Here is a 14,247-nt window from a genome sequence, read left to right on the forward strand (position 1 = left end):
AAATATTTGTTATAGTGACAGTACATGTTATAATATGTAAAAGATAAGCAATAGAATAGGGAGGTAAATAAAATGAAATGCGGTATCGTTATATTCCCATCAAAAAAATTACAAGATTTAGCTAATTCTTATCGAAAACGGTATGATCCACACTATGCATTGATTCCTCCACATTTAACATTAAAAGCTGCTTTTGATACAGATTACGACTTAAATCAATTTACGGAAAAGCTGAATAATATTGCGGAAAAATATGAACCTTTTATTTTAAAGATTAGAAAAGTTAGTTCTTTTGAACCTATCAGCCATACCATTCATTTTAAAGCTGAAAAAAACGCTGAGCTTGAGGGGCTGAACGAAGACTTTTATAAGGAGCTTCCCGGTGGAGCGCCTGAACATCCTTTTGTTCCGCATATCACTATTGCACAAAAATTATCAAACGATGAACATTCTGACGTGTTCGGTTCATTGAAAATGCTTGGTGTCGCCCATGAGGAATTGGTGGATCGTTTCCACCTCGTTTACCAGCTAGATAATGAATCATGGACAGTTCATGAAACTTTTCGTCTTGGGAAGGATCCACAATAAATGTTAAAAGTTTTAAAAGTAGTTACAGATGAACAGATTCAAGATGCATTCAACGTAAGAACAAAGGTTTTTGTGGAGGAACAAAATGTGCCCTCTGAATTAGAAATTGACGAACTTGAAGCAGAAGCCGCTCATTTTGTTTTATATAACGAAGGTCTTCCTATAGGAGCAGGTAGATTTCGGGTGGTAGACAATTATGGGAAGATTGAACGTATTTGTGTTCTTAAAGACCAAAGAAAGTCTGGTGCAGGTGTTCTTATAATGAATGCCATCGAAGGCTACGCTAAAAGTTTCCCTTTGAATTTACTGAAACTGAACGCACAAATCTCTGCTATCCCATTCTATGAAAAGCTAGGATACACTGTAGTGTCAAGTGAATTTTTAGATGCAGGCATTCCACATAAAACAATGGAAAAGCATATATAATAGTTCTAATGAAATAATTGGATTTTTAAAAAGCTATACAAAAAGAAAAATAACAAACAGCCCTTAGCTTCGAAATGAAGGGCTGCTTGTTATTTTCGTAGGCCTTTACACATGAGTCTTTTTAACTATTTAAATATTCCGTTAATTAAAATCAAATAATTAAGCAGGATCATGCGTACTCACTAAACTCTCTACCCTTTCCAGTTAATTTAGCCATTAAGTATGCATGTGTATCTGTTTTTTGAATGCTATGTTTCTTTTCCTTTTCATTAAATTCAGGAGCACTGTATTGCTCATGAATTCTTTCCTCAAGTGTTTTATGAAACTTAGATCTAATATCGATCTTTTGAACTTGATCAACTCCCGAGATTGGGTATTGAGTTTTTTGCGATGATTCAATACGCTCATTATATTGCTGATATTGATATAAAGGGACCATAGAAATATAACCCACACCCTCACCTCCGATTTCTTCTTTTAGTTTCTATACCCTCTTCTCTAAAATTTAAACCGAATATCTCATTTATCGAAAATATACGTATTCAAATTTTAGTTTAGGCTCCGTCTATCAAATATTTAAAACCAATATGTAACAAATTTGCTACTACATCTCAAAACACTGGACGAAGAGGGCTAATGATTGTTTCATAATTAAATCAGATTACATTCAAAGCTTATTCATATAACCTATTATTTCAATTTTACAATAATTACATCCAGGAATTATTAATTAGAGTTTATCATATATTTTAAAAATTTAGTAATATATTCATCATTTTTCGAATTGGCGGGGAGGCACAGCACTATATTTTCATCAAAAGTAGCTCCTAGAAACAATGAGAGTGCAGATAAATCTATACCAGTCACCTTACCTTCTTCTGAAACATACACTCGATCATTAGCATAGGGAAGATTTTCTATACCACTTAATTCCTTGATGTCTAATAATTGACCATCAACATTCATCTCCTCATAGTATCCTTTGTCGACCATCAAAATATCAACAGCCCCTGCTGCAAGTTCGGCAGCCAATTTCTGCAATCCGACTTGCATTTGTGGATCGATTTCCGTTTTTGAATAAGTGACAGCCTGCATACCTATTTCGGTGAGACTTCTATCCTCCTCCATGATCAACTCTTTATTAAACTGCTCCAGTAATCCTTCCACTTTTGTGTGATCAATCTTCTCCGCTACAATCATAAAATTCAATTCTGTATTTTTTTTGTTTGTAATACCATTTATGGTGAATGTAGAAAAGATAATTACCACGATCAAACCCAAAATATGAAAGCGATAATAATGCCATATATACTTTACTTGTTCTGTTCTCGTCATTGGTGCCAAAACTTCTTTTAATCCTATTTTCATCATATCACTACTTCCCTAAGCCTTTACATGACTACCAGTCATCTATATTGGCTTATAATGTCATATAATAATAGTCTCACTGGTGATATTTTTTCCACAGGGAGATACCGTCTACATAAACAATCTTGTTTATTACAAGCAATTTTTTTCAAGCATTTTCATATTTTTTACGTAGAAAGGCGATGCTATCGTCAATGTATGGCTCGGTTGTACTTTAAGAAATTAATATGTGGTTTTTTAGTTTTAATCAATTTCATTACAATATCGTAATTCAACATTCCTTTTCCTACAGCGGTAAATACTAGTTTGCCATTTTTAATAATGAAATCTTTTGCATGAACAATGACGATCCGATCTCCAAATAGATCCATTGCTTCTTGGAATATTTCTTCCTATCTATTGTAGGTTTCCCCAGTCAATAAATTGACAGGAGCGAATATCACTTGCAGATTGTTTGAACCGACGAGTTCCAATAGTCGCTTCATTAATTTCGGTGTATAGATGGGATGATTCACTCCAGCTTTAACTCCAACAATTACACTAAAATTTTTCTGCCTCCTCTACTAACTCTTTCACACTCTCTACCACATCCAGAAAAGGCTTTTCATGAAAATTATCTACCGTAAACCCCATTTTTGCATTGATATTACCTGTTTTGAATGTACTGCCAAAATGATGGGCAAGACCAGGGGACAAGCTCCCAAGCTTCGTGACCTTTCCTTATTTTTAAAAAAGTTAGCTCTGGAATTTACCCTTTCACAGCTATTGCAATTATTCCGTGAGACACATTCATATTACCTTTTTCACGTGCACCAACAATATATTTAGCTAAAACTGACTGATACCTACTATAAGGCTCGGTGCCAAACTGTTTTTGTCCGTTAAGGTCCGTAGCACTTACTAGGAAATATTGATATATTTACATTTTCTCTTTAACCACTTCTACCTTCTGTTGCTTTTCAATTACAGCATTTTCGACTCTTTTAAAGACTTGAAGCGCAATCCACATAACCATATATGCAAGCATACAAAAACTAAAGAACGGGATGATACCTGGAAATAAGCTCAAACCTGTATATAAAAGCATGGCCGCGATAATCATCATAAATGTAAAGTGCGGATACGAAAGTCCGCATACTAATGCGTATTTAAAATACTTTCTCAAGTTTCCATTAAAATGAACATAAACAGGGAAAATATATAGCAAAACAATTAAGAAAACAAAACTAACTGCAATAATTGCATACCGAATGATGGTATATACAAACCCTTCTGTTGGTAGATAAGCTAAATCTACGTATAAAATGAAGCCTACTATCATTAATGCTAAGCCAAGGAGATTCGATTTTAAAAATTCTTTTCGGTATACTTTCCAATAGGTGTTGAATATTGGTACATCTGTTTCTCCCAACATCCATTTTCTATTAATAGTGAAAAGAGCAACCGTTGCAGGCGCGATCCCAAATACACCGAGTCCTATGACAGTAAATAAAAACCAAAGGGCATTAACATAGGCAAGTTTCGAGATAACTTCACAACTTCGAAAGAATAATCCATCAAATCCACCTAATTTCATCACACTGAACCTCCTTGTCAAAACTTTTGCTGTATTATATCTTTTGCTTTATTTTTAATAACTCTTTTATAGAAACAGGGTGATTCTCTTTTGCTGATTTCCATACCGCTTCACCAACAGCAATGGAGTAAGCTCCAGCTTTAGCACCGGCTAAGATTTCGTAATCTCTGCGCGGATCTACACCTAAGAAAATATCATTAAGTAAGATGGGATCTCCCCCACCATGACCTCCGGGTGTTTGTACTACATGAATCACTTCTCTTGAACCAAACAGCGGATAATAATCAATTGTCTGTTCAGGTACTTCGAATGGAACCCGACTTGGCGCATGCCATTCCTGAGTTTCAATTCTGCCCTTCGTTCCATTGATTGCTAATCTATAACCTTCAAATGGTAATGAAAAATTAATAGAATAGCTTAAAAGAGCACCTTTATTATATTTTACTGTTGCCGTATATGTATCCTCGATTTCAATCTCAGAGTCAAAAATACATGCATCTGGTCGATATCCAGTATATTGCTTATCATTGTCTTCACCCATTTTCAAATGGTCATCTTTCACGGATGACTGTAACGTACGTGGGTTCCATCTCATATAATAATCGCAACCGTTCTGAACCTGGCATGTTCCGCAATGTCGATTATCAGTAGTAGGATCAGGATTTAACTCCCCATTCGGCCCGTAGTAATTCAATGCTCCATAGGCAAATACTTCCTCAGGATATTGATCTACCCACCAATTGACGAGATCAAAATGATGTGTAGATTTATGGATAGATAGTCCTCCCGAAAGGTCACGATTACGGTTCCAACGTTTAAAATAACTCGCGCCGTGATAAGTATCTATATACCAGTTCAAATCAACTGAAGTCACACGTCCAATTTTTCCTTCTAAGACCATTTCCTTAATTTTCCGATGAAAAGGGCTATAGCGATAATTGAATGCAACGGTTACCGTTCCTTTGCTACTCTTTTCTGCTTCAAGAACTTTGACAGCATCTTCCGATGTAGTAACCATCGGCTTCTCCGTAATAACATCAATATCATTAGCTAAAGCTTTTAAAATATAATCAATATGTGTATCATCCCTACTCACAACAATGATCACATCTGGCTTTGTTTCATTAATCATTTGATCAAATTGATCGTCTTTATAGCTTTGAACATCTACTAATTCTGGAAATTTCTCTAAACATAAATCCACTCTATGCAAGTCACTATCCAATAAACTTACCACTTGATTTGTTGCTGCAAAATCAGTTAAAAGTGGTTGAATAAACATGCTCATTGCCCGGTTACTTATACCACATACTGCAAATCTTCTATTCATTATTGATTCACTCCTACACAGATTGATGTTAATTTTTCTACTTTCATACAAGCCATAATGAAAATACCTGCACCATGCAGGTCATTTTCACTACGTTTACGTGTAATATAATAATCATTCACATCATTCGAAGTACCAATCACAATACCCTTAATAGTCACTTCACCAGTATCAGATTCCACTATCTTATATTTAATCAAGCCATCAAAGCCTCGTTTGCTTTGTCTGCGTATTCCTCTCCAACATATTTATTTGGAAACAGCTTTTGCAATGACATATACAAATAAACCTGTCGCAGAAGTTTCCAGCCAATTATTTTCTCTGCCCAATACAACGGCGACCATTTTTCAGATATTTTACTCAATTGATGCAACATCCTTTCGAAAATAATGAAATGCCTTATCCAGAAAACGCCTTTATTGAATGCGTTATTAATATAAGCTTATTATTTCATTAAATCTATAATCATCTTCATCTAACATTTTTTTAGTAAGAAAAGCTTATAAAATCAGTTTTTTTGCTAATAAATTGAACATGATATCATAAAATGATTATCATGATTACATTGTTATTGATCATAATCAAAGCTATAATTAAGAGCATATTGTTCTAAATCCGAGTCTATCATTCTCGTGAATATGTTGTGTGGAGGTAAAAATGAAGGCGCATAAATCAGCTAATTTTTTTTATAAAATGATTACTTTTATAAGTATTTTAAGTATTGTGCCCGTCATAATTGTCGGCATTTTTTCTTTCATAAGATCCTCCGACCTCATAGAAGAACATGTTGCTAATGAAAAACAACAAAGCGTGTATCAAATACAAACGAATATAGAACAAATTTTAAAAACAGTCGATCATTCTTTGACACACTTCGCTACTTCTTCCCATATAAAACAAGCGCTCAGAGAACCGTTAACAACAGAACAATTTCAACTTTATAACCAACTCAAGGAAGAACTAAGTCATCAGCAAACGTTTGATACACGAATCTCCGATGTTGTTTTAGTAAGCTATCCCCATAGATGGCTCATTAATAATTATGGATTGCAACGATTATCCGAGGAGCAAGCTACTGGAATTCAAAGTACATATGCATCGATAGCTATAGAATCTACATGGATGTTTGAAAAGAGCAAACAACCTTTGTATAAACAACTACCAGGTGGCTATTGTGAGTATGATGTAACCCTTGTTAAAAATATCCCATTAACAAGTTCAAACAAAACAGGAATTGCATTTGCTAATATTCCAACATGTTCATTTCAAAATATATTAAGTCAAAGTAGCGATTCAGAAAGAATTATTATATTGGACAGTAACTCTATTGTTATTGGTCACACTGATAAAAAGGAAATAGGTAAAAGATATAATGACACTAATATTTTGAAGTTATTGGAAGAGTCCACTTCCGATATCGGGCAGTTTAACTCCAAATTAAATGAAACCGATTACAAAATTACTTACCGAAAATCTATTTATAATAATTGGACCTACTTATCTCTCGTGAAATTAAGTGATTTAAGCAAACAGTCCAGTTCGATTGGCTGGTTTACGTTTTTCACTTGCTTTATTTTAGCTAGTATATCGTTAATCATCGTACTCGTTGGTTCTAAAAGAATATATCGTCCTATCAAACGTCTTCAAGATGTGGTTCTACCGTCTTTCACCATGAAAGAAGACAAGAAACCACGTAATGAGTTTGATATTATTGAGAGCAAAGTACAGTACATGCTTAAACAAAATGATCATCTCGAAGAAACACTTCAAAGCCAAGTGAGTCAATTAAAGCAATTTTTCATACTTAGATTATTAGATGGAAAAGTAGATAAGGGGGAATTGCCAGGCAAACTAAAATCATTTGGCTATAACCAAGATTTTAAACAGATTAGTATACTCGCTTTACAAATCGACACACTTGAAAACACTGGATTCGCTAGTAAAGAAGAAGACGTTTTATTATTTGTTATAAATACAATGATAGAAGAACTTATCCCTAGTCAATATCGCATGACTCCTATCGTTAAAAATAACGCACAAATCACTATACTTACGAGTAGACACGATACAAAAGAACAGCATATTTACTATTTAAATAATATTGCCGAAACCATTAAGAGAATAGTGAAAGAAGATTTGAATATCCCTGTCAGTATTGGGATTAGTGAACCTTTTAATGATATTTCTAAATCAAAACATGCATATAAGGAAAGTTTAGAAGCACTTAAGTATACATTGAAATTTGGAACTGAATCTGTGATCTTCTTCGAGAATTTAGAAAGGGGACAGGCATTCCATACTTACTTTCCAAAACAAATTGAAAATGAATTATTTGATGCGATTAAAATTAGTGATAAAGATAAGGTTGATGACTTACTCGATCAACTACTTACAGCTATTTTCGAAAAAGATTTAAATCACTTACAATATCAAATAGCAATTGTCCGTTTTTTAAATGATTTAATTGAATTAATGCAAACATTAGGAATTGACGTATTAGAATTAGAAGATAATCGATCCATGTTCGAAAAAATCCATGAACTTAAATCATTTGCAGAGGTACGAGGTTGGCTTGTAGATATGATTATTAACCCGCTAATAAATAAGATTGAAAAACGATCGGAGTCTCAATACAAAAATATTTCCGACAATATCATTCACATTATTCAGGAAGAGTTTGATACTGATATCACACTTGACATTATCGCGGCAAGACTTCATTACAATCCAAATTATTTAAGCAGTGTTTTCCGTAAAGAAATGAATATTTCTTTCAGTGAATATTTATCTCTATATCGATTAAATAGTGCAAAGAAATGGTTATTAGAAACAGATATGTCTGTGAAAGAGATCTCTGAAAGACTCAATTATAATAATCCACAAAACTTTATTCGATCGTTCCGAAAAATCGAAGGGACGACTCCCGGCAAATACCGAGAAATAAAAAAGACCTTTTAATATAATGGCAGTTTACGAAAAACATGATAAAAATTACTTTCCGGAGGAAAATATGACTATATTATTATGGGAAAAAGAAGCTCCACATGCTAAAGGTGAAACTGCTGAGGATCGGCCTCACCTTATTCCTTACATCGTGAACGAAAATGAAAATCATGCTGCGGTTGTCATTTGCCCCGGTGGTGGATATGTTCGACGCGCTGATCATGAAGGTGAACCTATAGCTAAATGGTTAAATAGTTTAGGTATTTCAGCTTTTATCCTACATTATCGCGTAGCACCATATAAACACCCAGTGCCACTAATAGATGCACAGCGAGCGATAAGTCTAGTACGTTATCGTGCAGATGAGTGGAATATTAACAAGAATAGAATTGGTATTCTCGGATTCTCTGCTGGCGGACATTTAGCTTCCACTGCTGCGACACTTTATGATTTCCATAATGGAAGATCTAAAGATAAAATAGACAAAGAAAGTAGTCGCCCGAATATAGCGATTCTATGCTATCCAGTTATATCTTTTAGTAGATTTATTCATGAAGGATCAATGAATAATCTTATCGGAGATCATGCGGAACAAACATTAAGAGAATACTTATCTAGCGAAAATAATATATCAGAAAGTACACCCCCCGTTTTTATGTGGCATACAGCCGATGACGCGTCTGTTCCAGTTGGAAATGCCTTAGTTTTTGCAGATGCACTAAGTGAAAAAAAGATTCCGTTTGAATTACATATCTTTCAAAGCGGACGCCATGGACTTGGATTAGCAATGGATGAGCCAGATGTTGCCTCATGGACGATGACATGTGAAACCTGGCTAAGAAAACAAGGATTTTAATTAAGATGGGAGCATCCAAAAAGCCGTAACGACTGACTTTTTGGGTGATCCTATTCTTTTATTTAAAGGTTATGTTAACTTTGACTATTGATTTTGCTGGAGGCGACGTTTCCTGGGATTCTGTTAGCATCCTCGTTGCAGGAGACCTCGTGTTGACTCGCTAACCACATAAGAGTCTCGCACGCCTTCTGCTAACAATCACATAATCCTCAAGGCTAAATCCTTATTAGATAGCCTCTCTCTTATGGAAGTCCGCTATATTCAAAATAATCAATATCAACATAATTTTTGCTATGCATACCATTACTACTTGCAAATATTCCTATATATGTACCAACAAATCCACCAGCAACATCTGTGCTTAAAATTCGGCCATCTGCATTCTCATATAGCATTTTCCATTGCTCAGCATTTTCCGCGTAATAAAATTGATAGTTTTGCTCATATGTCTCAACTTTTAAATAGACTTCAGAATTATTAAAAGCATGCGCAGCAAGCAAATGTTCTTTTCCTGATTCTCTTTTAATCAATTTGATTTCCGTTTTTACAATTTCCATTCTGTATTGAAAATCTTGATTTTGTAATAAAACAAGTCCCACTACCTCTTGTTCATTATCTGGATGAAATTCCATTTTTGTTCTCACTGCAAAATTAATATGTTGCTGTCTTCTACCAATAAAACTAGGGTTTACTTCTTCTGTCATCGTTTCAGGTTTTAAATATAATCGGAGATGTCCCTGTCTTTCTTTTAATGACCAAAATTCCTCTCGTGGTGTTCGAATAAAGTTCCACTGCATCCCTAGAGTATCAGTATCAAAATGATCACATGCTGATCCAGCCTGCCATCTTTTTTCCTCCAAAAGTGGACGTACACCTTCCATTTCTACAATCCCTTTTCCAGGATTGACAACTGGCCAACCATTTTCCCAAATAACAGGAACTAAAAATGACTCTCTTCCCAAATTACGATATTCTCCACCATATGGCCGTGAACCAAGACATACCATCCACCATTCACCGTTTTGTGTTTCCACAATATCAGCATGGCCCACATTGACGATTGGATAGTCTTTACCTAAATGTCTATGTGTTAAAATTGGATTTGTCTTAGACCCTTCATATGGACCTGTTATTGATTCACTGCGAGCAATTGTCACAGAGTGGGTAAATCCCGTTCCCCCTTCAGCAATAATTAAATAATACATCCCTTCTACCTTATAAATATGTGGCGCTTCTTGCGCATGTATTTGTTTTAATGCCCCATCCCAGAGACTAAACTTCTTCCCCATAAGCTGATTTGTTCCCAAATCTAGCTCTTGCATCCAAATTTCCATAGCTTCGGATAATCTTGCCCACTTGGTGGCCTTCGATTCGCTGTTACATAAGCCTTGCCATCATCATCAAAAAACAAAGAGGAATCAATGCCAGGACAGTCTTCTAGCCAATTTGGATCAGACCATGGACCTTCTGGATTTTCGGTAGTAACAAAAAAGTTTCTTCTCTCTCCTGATGCACTTTCAACAAACGTCGTAATCATATAGAAAATACCTTTATGGTAGCGAATGGTTGCAGCATAGATACCTTTTGAGTTTGGTGTTCCATCAAGATTTAACTGGCTCGGACGATCCAGTACATGACCAATTTGACGCCAATTAACGAGATCTTTACTATGAAAGATAGGAACGCCTGGGAAATATTCAAATGTTGAAGCAATTAAATAGTAATCATTATCCACCCTGCATATCGAAGGATCTGCGTAGCATCCCGGTATAATTGGATTTTTAAAAGTTGTCATACCCTTAGCTCCTATTAGCACAATAGCTTTCCCCCTTATATTAACGTGCACAGTTATTACTTTTAGTACTCATAAAAATACCTTCATCAGATGCCTTGATAAACACTAAAAAATCTGCTATCAAAACATTGTTTTCCTCCAATTTCATATCTAGCGTTCGAACATCATTATGATATCTGCTCTAGTAACCACTCATATGATTTTTCTCCACTTATTTCATGACCGCCTTCGAAATAATGAGTGGTAACTAATTCTCCCGCTCCAAAACTTTTATATATATCTATGATCTTTTCTGAAGCAATCTTTACATGCTTTTTAGGAAAAAGTGGATCCTCATTTCCCGCTTCAATAAACAATGGTCTTGGAACGAGCAAAGCAATTAATTCTGGCATTTCAGCATATTCTAAAATTCTAGGTATGTAATTATCTAAACAGTGCCTTCTTGCCATGATGCTCCCTTGAAATGTATTCGTATATCCGGAAACAACTATTGCAGAAATCCGATTGTCGAGTATTGAGGTAAAAGCGGCGATTAGACCACCACCAGATATGCCCATACAACCAATTTTCCCACTATCCACTTCTTCGCGTGTTTCCAAATAATCTAACACTCTTCTACATTCGAAAATTCTTAGACCAGCAATTGTTTTTCCAAGTAACAGGAGCTGACTTGCAATGGAATAGCACGAGTTATCCTCCACTTTTCCGGGAGTATAACTCGGTGTATAGCGTCTTCCACCAAAGCCAATCAATTCTGGAGCAACGACAACCATGCCTCTTTTAACTAGTTCAACTGCAAAATCTTGATGATAACCTGGCTCTCCATCTCGTTCAGTTCCATCTACATTGATTCCAACAATATCTTTGTTGCCATAACCATGACCATGTAAAGCTAGAACAGCTGGATATGGCTGTCTTACTTTATCATTTGGGATTAATACATACATTTGCATTCTTAAATTAGGCAAAGTAGTTATTTCGATACTGTATCTCGTATAACCATCTTTTTTAATTTCTTCAAGTATCTTTGTCTGTAGAGGTTCCACACTTGAAAATTGTCCAAGTGATTCTTGAAATTGTAATTTCAATCTTTGTTTCCAATCAGCATTATAGGTTTTAGCATGTGTTTTCATTGCTTCTTCATATAAATCTTCTATAAAAGAGTGTTCTGCCCACATTATGCGCCCTCCAATTTTCTGTAAAGCTCTGACTTCTCCGCATTTTAAATAATGATCTAATTAAAAGGTAAAGGGGGTAATTTACTAGTAATAACGAACTTATTGCATTGCTCCTCAAGATAGACACCCATTTTATTGTTTTAGTAAAATGGATGTCTTATCAAGCCCTACCCTTTCTATAACTAACACAGGAGATCTCTCCGATATGAACGTCTCTCCTTTAAGAAACTTATTCTTTAAGAGATCCTAGAAGAGCACCTTTTGTAAAATGTTTCTGTAAGAAAGGATATACCATAAGTACTGGGACTGTTGCGACAACAATAACTGCCATCTTCACTGTAATTTCTGGCGGCAGAATATCCGTAAATTCGGCACTGTCATAGCTTAAACCACTTGCAAGTACGACGATTTGCCGAAGTAATACCTGAATTGGCCATTTTGCTGCATCATTAATATATAAAATGGCGTGCATATAGGTGTTCCAATAGGTGACGGCATAAAACAGAGATATCGTCGCGATTGCTGGCATCGAACAAGGAATGACAATTCGGAATAAAACACCAAAATCATTACACCCATCTATTTTGGCAGACTCTACCAATCCTTCTGGAAGGCCTTGGAAAAAACTCCGTAAAATAATCATATTAAACACATTAATTGATACAGGAATAACCAAAGCTGCCAGTGAATCTAGTAAACCTGTATTTTTAACTATAAGGAACGTGGGAATCATCCCTCCATTAAATAACATTGTAAAGATGACGAAAAACATGATTTGTTTTCTACCGACTAAATCCCTTCGTGAAAGCCCGTACGCTGTCAAAATAGATAAAAACATACTCCAAATCGTTCCAAATAATGTCACACCAATCGATACGAGCAGTGCCTTGAATATGGTATCTGTTGAGAAAATATATTTATAGGCAGCCAAGCTAAACTCTGTCGGAAATAAGACAAAGCGCTTTTGTGCAAGCTCTGCACTTGTTGTAAAAGAACTTGCTACAACATGTATGAACGGAAGCACAGTAACGAGTGCGATAATTACAAGCAGAATCGTATTCGTCCAATTAAATATCCGGCTACCTAGTGTCTTATCTTCAACCATTGTTTTTCAACCTCCTTAGATGTATAAGCGCTTTCTATAAATAGATCCCTTATTACAAATTAGATAACGTCGCGGTAATATGCAGATCCAAAGATGTTAGTCCCGTTCACATTTACTTAATATACTTCTTATAGTAACCCGATTAATATATTCCCTCTTCGCCTATTTTTTTCGCGAATTTGTTCGCGCCTATTACGAGCACTAAGCCAATCAGTCCTTTAAAGAGACCTATCGCAGTACTATAACTATACTGTCCTTGCTTCAACCCTGTTGTATACACATAGGTATCGAAGATTTCTCCAACTTCGCGGTTTGATGCATTTAGGAGTAAGTATACATGTTCAAACCCAAGTTCTAGTACATCACCGATTTTCAAGATTAGAAGTACGACAATAACACTTTTAATAGCTGGAATCGTAATATGCCAAATTTGTTGAAGACGATTGGCTCCGTCCATGCGAGCTGCTTCATACATAGAAGGATCAACTGCTGCAATCGCTGCTAAATATATGATAGTTCCCCAACCAGCCTCACGCCAGATAACTTGAGTAATGTACATCGGTCTAAACCAGCTTTCATTTAATAGAAAATTGATCTTCTGAAGTCCGAATGTTTCCAACATTCCATTCACAAGTCCGCCATCCATCGTCAGCAACACATAACTAATCGAAACGATAATGACCCAACTCATAAAGTGAGGTATATAAATAAGTGTTTGTACTGTACGTTGAAATGCACGAAGCCTTACCTCGTTTAACATTAATGCTAAAACGATCGGAATGGGGAAGAATATTAAGATATTCAACCCAAATAATATAATGGTATTTTTGAAGATCATCCAAAAAGCAGGTTCAGTAAATAAACGGTGAAAATGTTCGAACCCTACCCAATCACTTCCCAGAATACCTTTGTATGGTTTATAGTCTTGAAATGAAATGACAAGTCCGTACATTGGAATATACTTGTAAATGAAGAAATATAATAATCCCGGGAAAATCATAATATACAGTAACTTGTTTTTCTTCACCCGTCTTATGAGTTCCGAACGCATAGCAGATTTATCTACCATTTCTTCTACAGGC

General features: G+C 35.4%; 14 protein-coding genes and 1 pseudogene. 4 read left to right on the plus strand and 11 right to left on the minus strand.

Annotation, left to right across the window (positions count from 1 at the left end):
• Positions 1–72: 72 nt before the first annotated feature.
• On the plus strand, positions 73–588 hold the full coding sequence (locus BLE01S_RS09660; protein ID WP_066140409.1) for a YjcG family protein: 516 nt from the start codon (positions 73–75) through the stop codon (positions 586–588).
• Positions 589–1,014 (plus strand): GNAT family N-acetyltransferase, encoded by a 426-nt coding sequence (locus BLE01S_RS09665; RefSeq protein WP_066140412.1) that lies wholly within the window; start codon positions 589–591, stop codon positions 1,012–1,014.
• A gap of 169 nt (positions 1,015–1,183) precedes the next feature.
• Here the strand turns inward: BLE01S_RS09665 and BLE01S_RS09670 are convergent, their stop codons facing one another.
• From BLE01S_RS09670 to BLE01S_RS20805, 7 genes are all read right to left on the minus strand, one after another.
• Positions 1,184–1,468, minus strand: coding sequence for a hypothetical protein (locus tag BLE01S_RS09670; RefSeq protein WP_066140415.1), 285 nt, complete (start codon positions 1,466–1,468; stop codon positions 1,184–1,186).
• A gap of 272 nt (positions 1,469–1,740) precedes the next feature.
• Positions 1,741–2,385, minus strand: coding sequence for a hypothetical protein (locus tag BLE01S_RS09675; RefSeq protein WP_066140418.1), 645 nt, complete (start codon positions 2,383–2,385; stop codon positions 1,741–1,743).
• A 537-nt stretch (positions 2,386–2,922) separates the two neighbouring features.
• The gene (locus BLE01S_RS20800; RefSeq protein WP_157419492.1) at positions 2,923–3,078 is read right to left on the minus strand and encodes a hypothetical protein; all 156 of its coding nucleotides are present in this window, start codon (positions 3,076–3,078) and stop codon (positions 2,923–2,925) included.
• A gap of 223 nt (positions 3,079–3,301) precedes the next feature.
• The gene (locus BLE01S_RS09685) at positions 3,302–3,958 is read right to left on the minus strand and encodes a YesL family protein (RefSeq protein WP_066140422.1); all 657 of its coding nucleotides are present in this window, start codon (positions 3,956–3,958) and stop codon (positions 3,302–3,304) included.
• 34 nt (positions 3,959–3,992) lie between these two features.
• Positions 3,993–5,288 (minus strand): Gfo/Idh/MocA family protein, encoded by a 1,296-nt coding sequence (locus BLE01S_RS09690; protein WP_066140424.1) that lies wholly within the window; start codon positions 5,286–5,288, stop codon positions 3,993–3,995.
• Complete coding sequence (locus BLE01S_RS09695) at positions 5,288–5,488, minus strand: glycoside hydrolase family 88 protein (protein WP_066140427.1); 201 nt, start codon at positions 5,486–5,488, stop codon at positions 5,288–5,290. Before BLE01S_RS09695 ends, BLE01S_RS09690 begins: the two co-directional genes overlap by 1 nt.
• Complete coding sequence (locus tag BLE01S_RS20805) at positions 5,485–5,652, minus strand: hypothetical protein (RefSeq protein WP_157419493.1); 168 nt, start codon at positions 5,650–5,652, stop codon at positions 5,485–5,487. The genes BLE01S_RS09695 and BLE01S_RS20805 overlap by 4 nt, the downstream gene beginning before the upstream one ends.
• Positions 5,653–5,945: 293 nt before the next feature.
• Between BLE01S_RS20805 and BLE01S_RS09700 the strand changes: the two genes are divergently transcribed.
• Positions 5,946–8,246: a helix-turn-helix domain-containing protein gene (locus tag BLE01S_RS09700; protein WP_066140430.1), complete on the plus strand. Its 2,301-nt coding sequence runs from the start codon at positions 5,946–5,948 to the stop codon at positions 8,244–8,246.
• A 52-nt stretch (positions 8,247–8,298) separates the two neighbouring features.
• Positions 8,299–9,087, plus strand: coding sequence for an alpha/beta hydrolase (locus tag BLE01S_RS09705; RefSeq protein WP_066140433.1), 789 nt, complete (start codon positions 8,299–8,301; stop codon positions 9,085–9,087).
• Positions 9,088–9,329: 242 nt separating this feature from the next.
• Here BLE01S_RS09705 and BLE01S_RS09710 read toward each other — a convergent pair.
• From BLE01S_RS09710 to BLE01S_RS09725, 4 genes and pseudogenes are all read right to left on the minus strand, one after another.
• A pseudogene (locus BLE01S_RS09710) lies at positions 9,330–10,882 on the minus strand (glycoside hydrolase family 43 protein).
• A 167-nt stretch (positions 10,883–11,049) separates the two neighbouring features.
• Complete coding sequence (locus BLE01S_RS09715) at positions 11,050–12,060, minus strand: alpha/beta hydrolase family protein (RefSeq protein WP_231955833.1); 1,011 nt, start codon at positions 12,058–12,060, stop codon at positions 11,050–11,052.
• Between the two features lie 229 nt (positions 12,061–12,289).
• Positions 12,290–13,165, minus strand: a complete 876-nt coding sequence (locus BLE01S_RS09720) for a carbohydrate ABC transporter permease (RefSeq protein ID WP_066140436.1) — start codon at positions 13,163–13,165, stop codon at positions 12,290–12,292.
• Between the two features lie 142 nt (positions 13,166–13,307).
• Positions 13,308–14,234, minus strand: coding sequence for an ABC transporter permease (locus BLE01S_RS09725; RefSeq protein ID WP_411825155.1), 927 nt, complete (start codon positions 14,232–14,234; stop codon positions 13,308–13,310).
• Positions 14,235–14,247: the final 13 nt, after the last annotated feature.

It is taken from the genome of Lederbergia lenta NBRC 16444 (genome assembly GCF_001591545.1).
GTDB lineage: Bacteria > Bacillota > Bacilli > Bacillales > Bacillaceae_C > Lederbergia > Lederbergia lenta.